Annotated in this window: 20 protein-coding genes and 1 pseudogene; all 21 read left to right on the top strand. The window is 39.5% G+C overall.

All coding sequences use genetic code 11. The features are described from left to right. Window positions 1-8: 8 nt before the first annotated feature. Window positions 9-476 (top strand): deoxycytidylate deaminase, encoded by a 468-nt coding sequence (locus LG369_RS05645; RefSeq protein WP_006155564.1) that lies wholly within the window; start codon window positions 9-11, stop codon window positions 474-476. Between the two features lie 89 nt (window positions 477-565). Next, window positions 566-1,195 carry a uracil phosphoribosyltransferase gene (gene upp / locus LG369_RS05640; RefSeq protein WP_004252365.1) on the top strand — a complete coding sequence of 210 codons (630 nt, stop codon included), beginning with the start codon at window positions 566-568 and terminating at the stop codon, window positions 1,193-1,195. Window positions 1,196-1,355: 160 nt separating this feature from the next. Continuing rightward, window positions 1,356-1,946: an ATP-dependent Clp protease proteolytic subunit ClpP gene (gene clpP / locus LG369_RS05635; protein ID WP_006148124.1), complete on the top strand. Its 591-nt coding sequence runs from the start codon at window positions 1,356-1,358 to the stop codon at window positions 1,944-1,946. A 75-nt stretch (window positions 1,947-2,021) separates the two neighbouring features. Continuing rightward, complete coding sequence (locus LG369_RS05630; protein WP_225750554.1) at window positions 2,022-2,291, top strand: YlbG family protein; 270 nt, start codon at window positions 2,022-2,024, stop codon at window positions 2,289-2,291. An 89-nt stretch (window positions 2,292-2,380) separates the two neighbouring features. Further along, window positions 2,381-3,541 carry an ABC transporter substrate-binding protein gene (locus LG369_RS05625; RefSeq protein WP_225750553.1) on the top strand — a complete coding sequence of 387 codons (1,161 nt, stop codon included), beginning with the start codon at window positions 2,381-2,383 and terminating at the stop codon, window positions 3,539-3,541. A gap of 106 nt (window positions 3,542-3,647) precedes the next feature. Next, window positions 3,648-4,517 (top strand): branched-chain amino acid ABC transporter permease, encoded by an 870-nt coding sequence (locus LG369_RS05620; RefSeq protein WP_004252371.1) that lies wholly within the window; start codon window positions 3,648-3,650, stop codon window positions 4,515-4,517. Between the two features lie 3 nt (window positions 4,518-4,520). After that, window positions 4,521-5,477, top strand: coding sequence for a branched-chain amino acid ABC transporter permease (locus tag LG369_RS05615; protein WP_004252374.1), 957 nt, complete (start codon window positions 4,521-4,523; stop codon window positions 5,475-5,477). Continuing rightward, window positions 5,477-6,241, top strand: a complete 765-nt coding sequence (locus LG369_RS05610; protein WP_225750552.1) for an ABC transporter ATP-binding protein — start codon at window positions 5,477-5,479, stop codon at window positions 6,239-6,241. The genes LG369_RS05615 and LG369_RS05610 overlap by 1 nt, the downstream gene beginning before the upstream one ends. Beyond that, the gene (locus LG369_RS05605; RefSeq protein WP_225750551.1) at window positions 6,241-6,951 is read left to right on the top strand and encodes an ABC transporter ATP-binding protein; all 711 of its coding nucleotides are present in this window, start codon (window positions 6,241-6,243) and stop codon (window positions 6,949-6,951) included. Before LG369_RS05610 ends, LG369_RS05605 begins: the two co-directional genes overlap by 1 nt. 206 nt (window positions 6,952-7,157) lie before the next feature. Then, window positions 7,158-7,814 carry a CBS domain-containing protein gene (locus LG369_RS05600; protein ID WP_006148127.1) on the top strand — a complete coding sequence of 219 codons (657 nt, stop codon included), beginning with the start codon at window positions 7,158-7,160 and terminating at the stop codon, window positions 7,812-7,814. Window positions 7,815-7,943: 129 nt separating this feature from the next. Further along, complete coding sequence (rpsF, locus tag LG369_RS05595; RefSeq protein ID WP_002896497.1) at window positions 7,944-8,234, top strand: 30S ribosomal protein S6; 291 nt, start codon at window positions 7,944-7,946, stop codon at window positions 8,232-8,234. Window positions 8,235-8,245: 11 nt separating this feature from the next. Further along, window positions 8,246-8,716, top strand: coding sequence for a single-stranded DNA-binding protein (locus LG369_RS05590; RefSeq protein ID WP_036755226.1), 471 nt, complete (start codon window positions 8,246-8,248; stop codon window positions 8,714-8,716). Window positions 8,717-8,747: 31 nt separating this feature from the next. Then, window positions 8,748-8,987, top strand: a complete 240-nt coding sequence (gene rpsR, locus LG369_RS05585) for a 30S ribosomal protein S18 (RefSeq protein ID WP_000068664.1) — start codon at window positions 8,748-8,750, stop codon at window positions 8,985-8,987. Between the two features lie 311 nt (window positions 8,988-9,298). Continuing rightward, window positions 9,299-9,367 (top strand): annotated as a pseudogene (locus LG369_RS05580) (GNAT family N-acetyltransferase); the annotation flags it as partial. Window positions 9,368-9,447: 80 nt separating this feature from the next. Next, entirely contained in the window at window positions 9,448-10,848 is a 1,401-nt protein-coding gene (locus LG369_RS05575; RefSeq protein ID WP_225750550.1) for a bifunctional Cof-type HAD-IIB family hydrolase/peptidylprolyl isomerase, read from the top strand. Between the two features lies 1 nt (window position 10,849). After that, window positions 10,850-11,212, top strand: a complete 363-nt coding sequence (locus tag LG369_RS05570) for a S1 RNA-binding domain-containing protein (RefSeq protein WP_004252382.1) — start codon at window positions 10,850-10,852, stop codon at window positions 11,210-11,212. Window positions 11,213-11,261: 49 nt separating this feature from the next. Next, a complete protein-coding gene (locus tag LG369_RS05565; protein ID WP_225750549.1) occupies window positions 11,262-12,011 on the top strand; it encodes a tRNA1(Val) (adenine(37)-N6)-methyltransferase in 750 nt (249 codons plus the stop codon). After that, a complete protein-coding gene (locus LG369_RS05560; RefSeq protein WP_004252384.1) occupies window positions 12,001-12,285 on the top strand; it encodes a GIY-YIG nuclease family protein in 285 nt (94 codons plus the stop codon). Before LG369_RS05565 ends, LG369_RS05560 begins: the two co-directional genes overlap by 11 nt. Before the next feature lie 84 nt (window positions 12,286-12,369). Then, window positions 12,370-13,305 (top strand): manganese-dependent inorganic pyrophosphatase, encoded by a 936-nt coding sequence (locus tag LG369_RS05555; protein WP_225750548.1) that lies wholly within the window; start codon window positions 12,370-12,372, stop codon window positions 13,303-13,305. A 63-nt stretch (window positions 13,306-13,368) separates the two neighbouring features. Next, on the top strand, window positions 13,369-13,881 hold the full coding sequence (locus LG369_RS05550) for a YiiX/YebB-like N1pC/P60 family cysteine hydrolase (protein ID WP_225750547.1): 513 nt from the start codon (window positions 13,369-13,371) through the stop codon (window positions 13,879-13,881). Continuing rightward, complete coding sequence (locus tag LG369_RS05545) at window positions 13,865-14,515, top strand: DUF1803 domain-containing protein (protein ID WP_225750546.1); 651 nt, start codon at window positions 13,865-13,867, stop codon at window positions 14,513-14,515. The genes LG369_RS05550 and LG369_RS05545 overlap by 17 nt, the downstream gene beginning before the upstream one ends. Window positions 14,516-14,521: the final 6 nt, after the last annotated feature.

Raw genomic sequence — 14,521 nt, 5'->3', positions numbered from 1 at the left:
GAGAAGCTATGACAGAAAAAAGACTAGCTTGGGATGAGTATTTTGCTGCTCAAGCCCTATTGATTGCCAATCGCTCAACCTGTAAACGTGCCAAGGTAGGAGCTGTTTTAGTCAAGGATAACAAGGTTATTTCAACAGGCTATAATGGTTCTGTATCAGGAACAGAGCATTGTATCGATCATGACTGTCTGGTGATTGAAGGCCACTGTGTCCGCACTCTTCATGCAGAAGTAAATGCTATCTTACAAGGGTCAGAGCGTGGCGTTCCAAAAGGTTTCACAGCCTATGTCACTCATTTTCCATGCCTCAACTGTACAAAACAACTGCTTCAGGTAGGTTGTGAGCGTGTTGTTTATATCAACCAATACCGTATGGATGACTATGCCCAACACCTTTATCAAGAAAAGGGAACAGAATTAACTCACCTACCACTTGAAACAGTGCAGGCAGCTCTCCAAGAGGCTCACCTAATCTAGAAATTATAAAAAAATAAATGGTTTAGAAAGCTTTTTAAACCATTTTTTGATATAATAAGAAGAATAAATTGAAAGAAGGAATTCTGAAAATGGGAAAACTTGAAGTTATTAATCATCCACTGATTCAACACAAATTATCAATCTTGCGTCGCACTGACACTTCTACAAAAGCTTTTCGTGAACTAGTAGACGAGATTGCAATGTTGATGGGATATGAAGTGCTTCGTGATCTTCCACTTGAAGATGTAGAAATCGAAACACCGATTACAAAAACAGTTCAAAAACAGTTGGCTGGTAAAAAATTGGCGATTGTCCCAATCTTGCGTGCAGGTATTGGTATGGTTGATGGACTATTGAGTTTGGTTCCAGCAGCAAAAGTTGGTCACATTGGTATGTACCGTGACGAAGAAACCCTTCAACCAGTAGAATACTTGGTAAAATTGCCTGAAGATATTGACCAACGTCAAATTTTTGTAGTTGATCCTATGCTTGCAACAGGTGGATCAGCGATTTTGGCTGTTGACTCCCTCAAAAAACGTGGAGCTTCAAACATCAAGTTTGTCTGCCTTGTATCAGCTCCAGAAGGTGTGAAGGCACTTCAAGCAGCACACCCTGATGTAGAAATCTTTACAGCAGCTTTGGATGAACGTTTGAACGAACATGGTTACATCGTTCCAGGTCTTGGAGACGCTGGAGACCGCTTGTTCGGAACAAAATAAGATTCTAAAGTGATATTGAGACTATAGCCTAGTCTTAGCTTTGAAAGGAGGTTAAATTTTTGTATCTGTTATTAGGATAGAGCAAAAATTTGACCTTTTTTGACCAAGGATATATAATAATCCTATTAACAAAGAAATTAGAAATCAAAAGGAGAAATGAATGATTCCTGTAGTTATTGAACAAACAAGTCGTGGAGAACGCTCGTATGACATTTACTCACGTCTTCTTAAGGACCGCATTATCATGTTGACTGGACCAGTCGAAGACAATATGGCAAACTCAGTTATCGCCCAATTGCTTTTCTTGGATGCTCAAGATAGTACAAAAGATATTTACCTTTATGTAAACACTCCTGGAGGTTCTGTATCAGCTGGTTTGGCAATCGTTGATACTATGAACTTTATCAAGGCAGATGTCCAAACTATCGTTATGGGAATGGCAGCCTCAATGGGAACAATTATCGCTTCAAGTGGAGCAAAGGGTAAACGTTTCATGCTTCCAAATGCAGAATACATGATTCACCAACCAATGGGTGGTACAGGTGGTGGTACTCAGCAGACTGATATGGCCATCGCCGCTGAACACTTACTTAAAACTCGTAAGACTTTGGAGCAAATCCTAGCAGATAATTCTGGCAAATCTGTTGAGCAAATTCATAAAGATGCTGAACGTGATTACTGGATGAGCGCTCAAGAAACTCTTGACTACGGTTTTATTGACGAAATTATGGCTAATAATTCTTTGAATTAAACTACTAAAGCAAGCTCGACTGAGCTTGTTTTTTTTGATATAATAGAAGGAAGATTGTTAGAAGGAAGTTGAATTATGTTTCAAAAAGAGAATCGGTCTGGTCTGATTATCTATTTATACTATAATCGCGATGCTAAAAAACTCGCAAATTATGGTGATATTTGTTACCACTCAAAAAAACATCGTTACCTACAACTTTATGTTCCAACAGAGGAAGTAGAAGCGCTGGTAAATCGTTTAGGAAAAGAGAAATTTATCAAGAAAGTGAGAGTTTGTCATATTCAAGAATTGGAAACTCCTTTCGTTGGAAACCTATATAAAACAAGCGAAAACGTTATCATTTAAAAAAGTGAGAGAAACTTGTTGACAATTTTCTGATAATTCGGTATATTCTTAACATGTAATTTAAATTGAACATTAATAAGGAGACAAATATGAAGAAAAAATTTGCATTGTCACTTGTAGCTCTTGCAAGTACAGCTCTTTTAGCAGCTTGTGGGGAAGTGAAGTCAGGAGCTTCAAACACAGCTGGTAACCCAATCGATGAAAAAGTCGTAAAAATTGGTTTCAACTTCGAAGAAACTGGTGCTGTAGCATCTTACGGTACTTCTGAGCAAAAGGGTGCTCAACTTGCAGTTGATGAAATCAACGCAGCAGGTGGTATCGATGGAAAACAAATCGAAGTAGTCGACAAAGATAACAAATCTGAAACTGCTGAAGCTGCTTCTGTTTCAACAAACCTTGTGACTCAATCTAAGGTAGCAGCTATCGTAGGACCTGCGACTTCAGGTGCAACTGCAGCGGCAGTAGCAAATGCTACACAAGCTGGAGTTCCATTGATTTCTCCAAGTGCTACTCAAGATGGTTTGACAAAAGGTCAAGATTTTCTCTTCATCGGAACATTCCAAGATAGTTTCCAAGGAAAAATCATCTCAAACTACGTTTCAAACAAATTGAACGCTAAAAAAGTGGTCTTGTATACAGATAACTCAAGTGACTACGCTAAAGGTATTGCAAAATCTTTCCGTGATTCATTCACAGGTGAAATCGTAGCAGACGAAACATTTGTATCAGGTGATACAGACTTCCAAGCAGCTTTGACAAAAATCAAAGATAAAGACTTTGATGCAATCGTATTGCCAGGTTACTACACAGAAGCTGGTAAGATTGTAAACCAAGCTCGTGGTATGGGAATTGATAAGCCAATCATCGGTGGTGACGGATTTAACGGTGCAGAATTTGTTCAACAAGCAACTGCTGAACGCGCATCAAATATCTACTTCATCTCAGGATTCTCAACTACTGTTGATGTTTCAGATAAAGCAAAAGCCTTCCTTGAAGCTTACCGTACAAAATATAACGAAGATCCTTCAACATTTGCAGCTCTTGCTTATGACTCAGTTTACCTTGTAGCTAATGCAGCAAAAGGTGCAAAAACTTCAGTTGATATCAAGAACAATCTTGCTAAAACACAAAACTTCGAAGGTGTTACAGGTCAAACAAGCTTTGATGCAGATCATAACACTGTGAAAACAGCCTTCATGATGACCATGAATAATGGTAAAGTAGATGCGGCAGAAGTCGTAAAACCTTAATTTTATAGATATCGTAAATGGGGAATGAGCTTTTTACTCACTCCCTGTTTCGGTATTTTAGAAGCAATTTATATCCAAAAAATTATTATTAGAAAGAGTGAACTACATGCTCCAACAACTTGTCAATGGTTTAATCTTGGGTAGTGTCTATGCCTTGCTAGCCCTGGGTTATACTATGGTTTATGGAATTATCAAGCTTATTAACTTTGCCCATGGTGATATCTATATGATGGGTGCTTTCATGGGTTATTTCTTGATCAATGCCCTCCATTTAAATTTCTTTTTAGCCTTAATTTTGTCCATGATTGGTTCAGCTATTCTCGGCGTAATCATCGAGTTTCTAGCTTACCGTCCACTCCGTCATTCCACTCGTATCTCTGTATTGATTACTGCTATTGGGGTATCCTTCTTACTTGAGTATGGAATGGTCTATCTAGTAGGTGCCAATACACGCGCCTTCCCTCAAGCAATCCAAACAGTTCGTTATGACTTAGGTCCAATCAGTCTAACAAATATTCAATTGTTGATTTTGACAGTTTCGATTGTCTTGATGATTCTTTTGCAACTCATCGTGCAAAAAACAAAAATGGGGAAAGCTATGCGTGCCGTATCTGTAGATAGTGATGCAGCTCAATTGATGGGGATCAACGTAAACCGTACAATCAGTTTCACCTTTGCCTTAGGTTCAGCTCTGGCTGGTGCAGCAGGTGTCTTGATTGCCCTTTACTACAACTCTCTTGAACCATTGATGGGAATGACTCCGGGTATTAAATCATTCGTGGCTGCCGTTTTAGGTGGTATCGGTATTATTCCTGGTGCAGCTCTTGGGGGTTTTGTAATTGGACTACTGGAAACTTTTGCAACAGCCTTCGGAATGTCAGATTTCCGTGATGCTATCGTGTACGGAATCTTGCTATTGATCTTGATTGTTCGTCCAGCAGGTATCCTTGGCAAGAATGTGAAAGAGAAGGTGTAAACAATGAAAGAAAATTTAAAAGTTAATATTCTCTGGTTGCTCCTTTTGTTGCTTGGATATGGTGTGATTAGCTTATTAGTTTCGTTTGGTATTTTAAACCTTTTCCATATTCAGATTCTAGAACAAATCGGTATCAATATTATTCTTGCAGTAGGACTTAACCTTATCGTTGGTTTTTCTGGTCAATTTTCTCTTGGACATGCTGGGTTCATGGCTATCGGTGCCTATGCAGCAGCCATTATTGGTTCTAAATCTCCAACTTATGGTGCCTTCTTCGGAGCTATGTTGCTTGGTGCTATCATTGCTGGTTTGGTTGCTTTGGTCGTTGGAATTCCTACCCTTCGTTTGAAGGGGGATTACCTTGCAGTTGCGACACTTGGGGTTGCTGAAATTATCCGTATCCTAATCGTCAATGGTGGTGATTTAACAAACGGAGCTGCTGGTATCCTTGGTATTCCAAACTTTACTAATTGGCAAATGGTATACATTTTTGCCGTGATTACGACAATTGCAACGCTGAATTTCCTTCGTAGTCCAATCGGTCGTTTAACCTTGTCTGTTCGTGAAGATGAAATTGCAGCAGAGTCTGTCGGGGTCAATACAACAAAAATCAAAATTATCGCATTTGTATTTGGAGCTATGACTGCAAGTATTGCAGGTTCCCTTCAAGCAGGATTTATCGGTTCTGTTGTGCCTAAGGATTATAGCTTTATCAACTCTATCAACGTTTTAATTATCGTTGTATTTGGTGGTTTGGGATCAATTACAGGAGCAATTGTCGCTGCTATTGTTCTTGGTATTTTGAATATGTTCCTTCAAGATGTGGCTAGCGTTCGTATGATTATCTATGCTTTGGCCTTGGTACTTGTTATGATTTTCAGACCAGGTGGTCTTCTTGGAACATGGGAATTGAGCCTATCAAGACTCTTTAAAAAAGGTAAGAAGGAGGGACAAAACTAATGGCATTACTTGAAGTAAAACAGTTAACCAAGCATTTTGGTGGTCTGACTGCTGTTGGAGATGTAACTCTAGAATTGAACGAAGGTGAACTTGTTGGCTTGATTGGACCGAACGGAGCTGGGAAAACAACTCTCTTCAACTTGCTGACAGGAGTTTATGAACCAAGTGAAGGAACAGTAACCTTAGATGGTCACTTGTTAAATGGCAAGCAACCCTATAAAATTGCTGCTCTTGGTTTAGGGCGTACCTTCCAAAACATCCGCCTCTTTAAAGACTTGACAGTTTTGGATAACGTTCTTATTGCATTTAGTAACCATCATAAACAACATGTTTTTGCAAGTTTCTTGCGCTTACCAGCTTTTTATAAGAATGAAAAAGAATTAAAAGCCAAAGCATTAGAATTACTAAAAATCTTTGATTTAGAAGGTGATGCTGAAACCTTAGCTAAAAACTTAGCCTATGGCCAACAACGTCGTTTGGAAATTGTTCGTGCCCTTGCTACAGAACCTAAAATCCTCTTCTTAGATGAGCCTGCAGCAGGTATGAACCCCCAAGAAACTGCAGAATTGACTGAGTTGATCCGTCGCATCAAAGATGAATTCAAGATCACCATCATGCTGATTGAACATGATATGAACTTGGTCATGGAAGTCACTGAACGTATCTACGTACTTGAGTACGGTCGTTTGATTGCTCATGGGACACCAGATGAAATCAAGAACAATAAACGTGTTATCGAAGCTTATCTTGGAGGTGAAGCCTAATGTCTATGTTAAAAGTTGAAAACCTCTCAGTTCACTACGGTATGATTCAAGCTGTACGTGATGTGAGCTTTGAAGTTAATGAAGGAGAAGTTGTTTCACTTATCGGTGCCAACGGTGCTGGTAAAACTACTATTCTTCGGACATTATCAGGCCTTGTACGCCCAAGTGCGGGTCGAATTGAATTTCTTGGGCAAGAAATCCAAAAAATGCCTGCACAGAAGATTGTGGCATCAGGTCTTTCACAAGTTCCAGAAGGACGTCATGTTTTCTCTGGTTTGACTGTTATGGAAAACTTGGAGATGGGAGCCTTTCTTAAGAAAAATCGTGAAGAGAATCAAGCAAATTTGAAGAAAGTCTTCTCTCGTTTCCCTCGTTTGGAAGAACGTAAAAATCAAGATGCGGCTACTCTATCTGGTGGTGAACAGCAGATGCTTGCCATGGGACGTGCACTCATGTCAACGCCTAAACTACTTTTATTAGATGAACCATCAATGGGGCTTGCGCCAATCTTTATCCAAGAAATTTTTGATATCATCCAAGATATTCAAAAACAAGGAACAACAGTTCTCTTGATTGAGCAAAATGCTAATAAAGCACTAGCTATCGCTGACCGAGGATATGTTCTTGAGACAGGAAAGATTGTCCTATCAGGAACAGGAAAAGAACTCGCAGCATCAGACGAAGTCAGAAAAGCATATCTAGGTGGCTAAAAAGGTCCGGGGGACCTTTTTAGTCGGCGGATAAAGATTGCAAAGCAATCATACAATCTACATAAGTATAAGATTAAGGGCTCTAAGTTGAGCTCTTTTTCGTAAAGTCCTTCAGATTTTTCTGAATCTTGAAAAAGAAATGAAAGCGTTTGATAGCTTTCCGTAAAAAGTGTATAATAAAACTATAAACATAAAGGAGATTTCCTATGGCAGTTAAAGATTTTATGACACGCAAGGTCGTTTATATCAGTCCTGATACAACTGTTGCACACGCAGCAGATTTGATGCGCGAACAAGGCTTGCACCGTCTCCCTGTTATTGAGAATGATAAATTAGTAGGCTTGGTAACAGAAGGGACAATCGCTGAAGCTAGTCCTTCAAAAGCGACTAGTCTTTCAATCTTCGAGATGAATTATTTGCTTAATAAGACAAAAGTAAAAGACGTCATGATTCGAGATGTTGTAACTGTCTCAGGCTATGCAAGTTTAGAAGATGCAACTTATCTCATGCTTAAAAATAAGATTGGTATTTTGCCAGTTGTTGACAACGGACAATTGTATGGAGTCATTACAGATCGTGATGTATTCAGTGCCTTTCTTGAAATCGCTGGTTATGGTGAAGAGGGAATCCGTGTTCGTTTTATCACAGAAAATGAAGTTGGAGTTTTAGGTAAGATTGTTTCTTTAATCGTTGAGGAAAATCTTAATATCTCTCATACCGTTAATATTCCACGTAAGGATGGTAAAATTGTTATTGAAGTACAAATTGAGGGAAGCATTGATCTTTCTTCATTGAAAAAGAAATTCGAGGATGAAAATATTCTCGTAGATGAAATTACAAAAACTTCTGCAAAAAAACTCTAAAAAGAAAAATATAACTTACTTTAAGCTTGCGAAAAAAACTTTTTTCTAGTATAATAGTTTATTGTGAGCAAACCTCACTTACCCCTTGCAAAGGCTTGGGGTCATTAGACCAAAAGGAGGAACATATCAATGGCTAAATACGAAATTCTTTATATCATTCGTCCAAACATTGAAGAAGAAGCGAAAAACGCTTTGGTAGCACGTTTTGACTCTATCTTGACTGACAACGGTGCAACTGTTGTTGAATCAAAAGATTGGGAAAAACGTCGTCTTGCATACGAAATCCAAGATTTCCGTGAAGGACTTTACCACATCGTTAACGTTGAAGCAAACGATGACGCAGCTCTTAAAGAGTTTGACCGTCTTTCAAAAATCAACGCTGACATTCTTCGTCACATGATCGTCAAACTTGACGCGTAAGAAGGTAGATTATGATTAACAATGTTGTACTTGTAGGGCGTATGACACGTGACGCCGAGTTGCGTTATACCCCATCAAATGTAGCAGTTGCGACTTTTACTCTTGCAGTAAACCGTACATTCAAGAGTCAAAATGGCGAACGTGAGGCTGATTTTATCAATGTCGTTATGTGGCGCCAACAGGCTGAAAATCTTGCTAACTGGGCTAAAAAAGGCTCTCTTGTCGGGATTACAGGTCGTATTCAGACTCGTAGTTACGATAACCAGCAAGGACAACGTGTCTACGTGACAGAAGTCGTAGCTGAGAATTTCCAAATGTTGGAAAGCCGTAGTGCTCGTGAAGGACAAAGTGGTGGAGCTTATTCTGCACCAACTGCTAGTCATGCAGCACCTACAAATTCAGTACCTGACTTTTCACGTGATGAAAATCCATTTGGATCAACCAATCCTTTGGATATTTCAGATGATGATTTACCATTCTAATGGACAATTAATACTATAAAGGAGAAAAAACATGGCTCAACAACGTCGTGGCGGATTCAAACGCCGTAAAAAAGTTGATTACATCGCAGCAAACAAAATTGAATATGTTGATTACAAAGATACTGAGCTTCTTAGCCGTTTCGTTTCAGAACGTGGGAAAATCCTTCCACGTCGTGTAACTGGAACTTCAGCTAAAAACCAACGTAAAGTAACAACAGCTATCAAACGCGCTCGCGTAATGGCTTTGATGCCTTTCGTAAACGAAGATTAAAAAAGAGGTCCAGTGGACCTCTTTTTCATGAGCTTGAAAACAAGAGAGCGAGTAAGACCCTTACGGGTCTTTTTTTCACGAGCATTGAAATATGAGAGCGAGTTGGGGTCCGGTGGACCTCTTTTTCATGAGCTTAAAAACTAGAAAGCGAATTAAGATCCTTACGGGTCTTTTTTTCACGAGCATTGAAATGTGAGAGCGAGTTGAGGTCCGGTGGCCCTATTTTTCATGAGATAGTTTTTTTTGACCTTGGCGTGCTATAATGGTAATAGAAAGAGTAAAGGTGGGTAAGTCAAAGATGAATTGTACGATTGGAAATGAATGCAACTAGCCAAAATAATGATGATTTGGTTTTGTATCTAGTAAAGGAATTCGGATAAGAGACAAGGATTTTATTGGGGATGTGGGATTTCTCTACTTTATGGTATAATGGAAGGAGTGAATTGAAGGAGGTATTATAATGGATGTCAAGTTAAGATACAAGGCTAAGAAGATTAAGATTATCTTTTTTGATATAGATGATACTTTACGAAATTCAAAGACTGGCTTTATTCCAAGCACTATTCCAACAGCCTTTAAACAATTACGTGATAAAGGAATTTTGACAGGAATTGCGACTGGTCGAGGCATTTTTGGTGTCGTCCCAGAGATTAAAGCCCTCAAACCTGATTTCTTTGTAACCTTGAATGGTGCTTATATTGAGGACAAAAAGGGCAATGTCATTTATAGTAACAAAATTGCTAAAGATAAGGTTGAAGAGTATATTACTTGGACCAAAGAAGTTGGGATTGATTATGGTTTGGTGGGAAGCCAAGCTGCTAAACTATCAAGGCGAACAGAGATGATTAGCCAGGCGATAGACCCGATTTATCCTGATTTAGAGGTGGACCCTGATTTTTACCAAAAAGAAGATATTTATCAGATGTGGACCTTTGAGGAGCAGGGTGATGACCTTGTCTTGCCTGATACTTTGGCATCGACTTTACGTATGGTACGTTGGAATGAACATTCGTCAGATGTGGTGCCTATTTCTGGTTCTAAGGCAGCTGGAGTTGCCAAAGTGGTAGACCAATTAGGTCTTAAACCTGAAAATGTGATGGTTTTTGGGGACGGACTTAACGATTTAGAGCTCTTTGATTATGCAGGCATTAGTGTCGCTATGGGTGTTTCTCATGAAAAAATCAAAGAAAAAGCAGATTATATTACAAAAACATTAGAAGAAGATGGCATCTTTGATGCCTTAGAAGGATTTGGTATGGTAGAAAAAGAATTACATTTTCCACAAGTAGACATTGAAACAGTAGAAGGTCCAATTGCGACTATTAAGACAAATCATGGGGATATGCGTGTCAAACTTTTCCCTGATCACGCACCAAAAACAGTAGCCAACTTTATTGCTCTGTCAAAAGATGGTTACTATGACGGTGTGATTTTCCACCGTATTATTAAAGATTTTATGATTCAAGGTGGAGACCCAACTGGAACTGGTATGGGTGGTGAATCTATCTATGGTGAGTCATTTGAGGATGAGTTTTCAGAAGAACTTTACAATGTCCGCGGAGCCCTTTCTATGGCTAATGCTGGGCCAAATACAAATGGCAGCCAGTTCTTTATCGTGCAGAATCAACACTTGCCATATTCTAAGAAAGAAATTGCTCGTGGTGGTTGGCCAGAGCCAATTGCGGAGATTTATGCAGAACAAGGTGGAACTCCTCACCTAGACCGTCGTCATACTGTATTCGGTCAACTTGCGGATGAAGCTTCTTATGAAGTTCTGGATGCAATTGCAGGTGTCGAAACAGGTGCAATGGACAAGCCAGTTGAAGATGTCGTAATTGAAACTATTGAAATTGAGGACTAAAATGAAAATCGGTGATAAGCTAAATGGCCGTATTACTGGGATTCAGCCCTATGGAGCTTTTGTTGAGTTAGAAACAGGAGTGACAGGACTGATTCATATTTCGGAGATTCGGACAGGATTTATCGAGAATATTTACGAGGTTTTAAAAATCGGTGATGAAGTCCAGGTACAAGTAGTAGATTTTGACGAATACACAGGGAAGGCTAGTCTTTCCATTCGTACCTTGGAAGAAGAAAAACATCAACTTCCTAGACGGAGACGTTTTTCGAATGATCGCATCAAACATGGATTCGCGCCGCTTGGTCGCATGATGCCTGTTTGGACACGAGAAGCCTTGGAACATTTAAAGAAAAACAGTAATTGATATCCCCTAAAATCATTGTGATGTTATTATATTTTGCTATAATAGAAGTATGAACGAAGAACAATTATTAAAAACAGGAGAGCGCATTAACCAACTCTTCTCTACTGACATCAAAATTATTCAAAATAGTGAGGTTTTCAGCTATTCAGTGGATAGTGTACTTTTGTCACGCTTTCCTCGTTTTCCGAAAAATGGTTTGATAGTAGATTTCTGTGCGGGCAATGGAGCTGTTGGACTGTTTGCCAGTAGTCGGACCAAGGCTAAAATTCTATCTGTAGAAATTCAGGAACGTCTTGCTGATATGGCTGAACGCTCAGTGCGTTTAAATGGGCTGGACGGACAGATGCAGGTCATCTGTGATGATTTGAAGAATATGCCTAGTCACATTCAGGGGAGCAAGGTTGATTTGATTTTATGCAATCCGCCTTATTTTAAAGTGGATCCAAATTCTAATCTGAACGAAAGTGAGCATTACCTTTTAGCTCGGCATGAAATTACAACCAATCTTAAGGAAATCTGTCGTAGTGCCCAGAGTATTCTCAAATCAAATGGACGTTTGGCAATAGTTCATCGTCCTGATCGATTATTAGATATCTTGGATACGCTCCAACAGCATAATCTGGCTCCAAAACGTCTGCAATTTGTTTATCCTAAACGGGAGAAGGAAGCCAATATGCTTTTGATTGAAGCTATCAAGGACGGCTCCACTAGTGGCTTTAAGGTTTTGCCACCACTCATTGTTCATAATAGTGATGGTACTTATACACCAGAAATTCAAGAGATTTACTATGGATCATAAGGCTTATATGTATGTGGTAGAGTGCCGTGATGGTTCCTACTATACAGGCTATACAACAGATGTGAAGAAACGAATCGCCGTGCATAATAGCGGTAAAGGAGCCAAGTATACACGAGCTCGATTGCCGGTAAAACTCATCTTTGCAGAAGGTTTTGACAGCAAGGAAGAGGCCATGTCTGCTGAAGCTCTTTTCAAGCGCAAGACACGCATGCAAAAAGAACATTATCTCAAAGAGTGTCAAAATAAGAATTTAGTCGATGCTTTTGATATGTAATGAGGAGTCCTTTGGCTCCTCTTATTTTTGTCAAAAATTGAAAAAAATGCTACAATAAAGAGAATAAAGAAACGAGGTATTATCATGTCTAAGATTCTAGTATTTGGTCACCAAAATCCAGACTCAGATGCTATTGGTTCATCTGTAGCTTTTGCTTATCTTGCAAAAGAAGCTTACGGTTTGGATACAGAAGCGGTTGCTCTTGGAACTTCAAATGAAGAAACAGCTTTCGTCTTGAACTATTTTGGTGTAGACGCACCGCGCGTGATCACATCTGCTAAAGCAGAAGGTGCAGAACAAGTCATCTTAACAGACCACAATGAATTCCAACAATCTGTTTCAGATATCGCTGAAGTAGAAGTTTACGGTGTGGTGGACCACCACCGTGTGGCTAACTTTGAAACTGCAAGCCCACTTTACATGCGTTTGGAACCAGTTGGATCCGCATCATCTATCGTTTACCGCATGTTCAAAGAACATGGTGTAGCTGTACCAAAAGAAATCGCAGGTTTGATGCTATCAGGTTTGATTTCAGATACTCTTCTTTTGAAATCTCCAACCACTCACCCATCAGATAAAGTCATTGCTCCTGAATTGGCTGAATTGGCTGGTGTAAACTTGGAAGAATACGGTCTTGCCATGCTCAAGGCTGGTACAAACTTGGCAAGCAAATCTGCTGAAGAATTGATTGATATCGATGCTAAGACATTTGAACTTAATGGAAACAATGTTCGTGTGGCTCAAGTGAACACAGTTGATATTGCTGAAGTCTTGGAACGCCAAGCTGAAATCGAAGCAGCTATCCAAGCCGCAAATGCAGCTAATGGCTACTCTGACTTTGTCTTGATGATTACAGACATCGTCAACTCAAACTCAGAAATTTTGGCTCTTGGTGCCAACATGGACAAGGTGGAAGCAGCCTTCAACTTCAAACTTGAAAACAACCACGCTTTCCTTCCAGGTGCTGTTTCACGTAAGAAACAAGTGGTACCACAATTGACTGAAAGCTTTAATGCATAATCATAGATGGGAAAGCCCATTGTTAAAAAGGAGTTTCGGCTCCTTTTTTGCTAGGAGAGAAGTATGTTAGAAAATGGCGATTTGATTTTTGTGAAAGATGATTCGGATATAGGACAGGCCATCCAGGAATCTACTGGTCACTATAGCCATGTGGCCATCTTTTTGGACGGACGGGTCTATCATGCCACGGTAGAAGGTGGTGTTCTTGCTCAGTCTCCTGAGGAATTCTTTGAACACGGGAAAGTCTATGACCTTTATCACTATGAGCAGATTGATGGTACAGAGGTCAAAAAGCGAGCAGAGAGTTTTTTAGGGGCTGCCTACAATGCGTCCTTTTATCCAGATGGAGATGGTTTCTACTGTTCCCAGTTTGTAGCAGAAATCCTCCCTATTTATGAGACCATTCCCATGAAGTTTGGTGATGATACACAGGAAATCAGTGATTTCTGGAGAGAATATTATCGAGAGTTGGGGCTTCCTGTGCCTCTGAACCAGCCGGGGACCAATCCCAGTCAGTTGGCAGCATCTCCTCTTTTAGTTTGTAAAGAAAGGAATCTTCATGATTCAGATTTTTAATCCCTCTCGCATAACGCGCCAGCCATTTTTTATAGATTTGGTTGACTACCTTGATCAGCATGATGATGTTATTTTGCGGCAAATCAAGGCCCAATTTCCAACTCAGCCAGTTGATAAGTATTTAGAGGAATATATTAAAGCGGGATTGATTTTGAGAGAGAATAAACGCTATTATCTCAATCTCCCATTTCTAGAATCTACAGAATCTCTTGCACTAGACCAAGAAGTCTTTGTGAGGGATGATAGTCCTATCTATCAAGAAATCCTGGAGAAAGATTTTAAGACAGAATTGCGCAATCAAACAAATGCAGCTATCCTAGAAGAACACACCGATTTTGCAAGGGAAAAGATGACCTTGTCTAATTACTTCTACAAGGTCAAGTTCCAGTATCCACTGACGGAAGAACAGCAGAGACTGTATGAAATTTTAGGGGATGTCAATCCTGAGTATGCTCTCAAGTACATGACTACTTTTTTGCTCAAGTTTCTTAAGAAAGATCAACTCATGCAGAAACGACGGGATATCTTTGTTGATAGTCTAATTTTATTAGGTTACATCGTTCAAAATGAAGATGGGAAATATGAGTTGACTGTAGAATTTGATAAAGAACAATTCATCTTTATAAAAAAATAAGGCTAG

The sequence above is a fragment of the Streptococcus sp. Marseille-Q4154 genome, assembly GCF_916700545.1.
Lineage (GTDB): Bacteria > Bacillota > Bacilli > Lactobacillales > Streptococcaceae > Streptococcus > Streptococcus infantis_I.
Note: the sequence above shows the minus strand (reverse complement) of the source record. Positions and strands in the feature narration are given on the sequence as shown.

Coding starts and splice junctions, on each gene's coding strand:
- rpsR (WP_000068664.1), top strand. CDS start 8,748: ATGGCTCAACAACGTCGTGGCGGATTCAAACGCCGTAAAAAAGTTGAT.
- clpP (WP_006148124.1), top strand. CDS start 1,356: ATGATTCCTGTAGTTATTGAACAAACAAGTCGTGGAGAACGCTCGTAT.
- LG369_RS05615 (WP_004252374.1), top strand. CDS start 4,521: ATGAAAGAAAATTTAAAAGTTAATATTCTCTGGTTGCTCCTTTTGTTG.
- LG369_RS05590 (WP_036755226.1), top strand. CDS start 8,246: ATGATTAACAATGTTGTACTTGTAGGGCGTATGACACGTGACGCCGAG.
- LG369_RS05630 (WP_225750554.1), top strand. CDS start 2,022: ATGTTTCAAAAAGAGAATCGGTCTGGTCTGATTATCTATTTATACTAT.
- upp (WP_004252365.1), top strand. CDS start 566: ATGGGAAAACTTGAAGTTATTAATCATCCACTGATTCAACACAAATTA.
- LG369_RS05620 (WP_004252371.1), top strand. CDS start 3,648: ATGCTCCAACAACTTGTCAATGGTTTAATCTTGGGTAGTGTCTATGCC.
- LG369_RS05565 (WP_225750549.1), top strand. CDS start 11,262: ATGAACGAAGAACAATTATTAAAAACAGGAGAGCGCATTAACCAACTC.
- LG369_RS05550 (WP_225750547.1), top strand. CDS start 13,369: ATGTTAGAAAATGGCGATTTGATTTTTGTGAAAGATGATTCGGATATA.
- LG369_RS05560 (WP_004252384.1), top strand. CDS start 12,001: ATGGATCATAAGGCTTATATGTATGTGGTAGAGTGCCGTGATGGTTCC.
- LG369_RS05545 (WP_225750546.1), top strand. CDS start 13,865: ATGATTCAGATTTTTAATCCCTCTCGCATAACGCGCCAGCCATTTTTT.
- LG369_RS05600 (WP_006148127.1), top strand. CDS start 7,158: ATGGCAGTTAAAGATTTTATGACACGCAAGGTCGTTTATATCAGTCCT.
- LG369_RS05645 (WP_006155564.1), top strand. CDS start 9: ATGACAGAAAAAAGACTAGCTTGGGATGAGTATTTTGCTGCTCAAGCC.
- LG369_RS05610 (WP_225750552.1), top strand. CDS start 5,477: ATGGCATTACTTGAAGTAAAACAGTTAACCAAGCATTTTGGTGGTCTG.
- LG369_RS05555 (WP_225750548.1), top strand. CDS start 12,370: ATGTCTAAGATTCTAGTATTTGGTCACCAAAATCCAGACTCAGATGCT.
- LG369_RS05575 (WP_225750550.1), top strand. CDS start 9,448: ATGGATGTCAAGTTAAGATACAAGGCTAAGAAGATTAAGATTATCTTT.
- LG369_RS05625 (WP_225750553.1), top strand. CDS start 2,381: ATGAAGAAAAAATTTGCATTGTCACTTGTAGCTCTTGCAAGTACAGCT.
- LG369_RS05605 (WP_225750551.1), top strand. CDS start 6,241: ATGTCTATGTTAAAAGTTGAAAACCTCTCAGTTCACTACGGTATGATT.
- LG369_RS05570 (WP_004252382.1), top strand. CDS start 10,850: ATGAAAATCGGTGATAAGCTAAATGGCCGTATTACTGGGATTCAGCCC.
- rpsF (WP_002896497.1), top strand. CDS start 7,944: ATGGCTAAATACGAAATTCTTTATATCATTCGTCCAAACATTGAAGAA.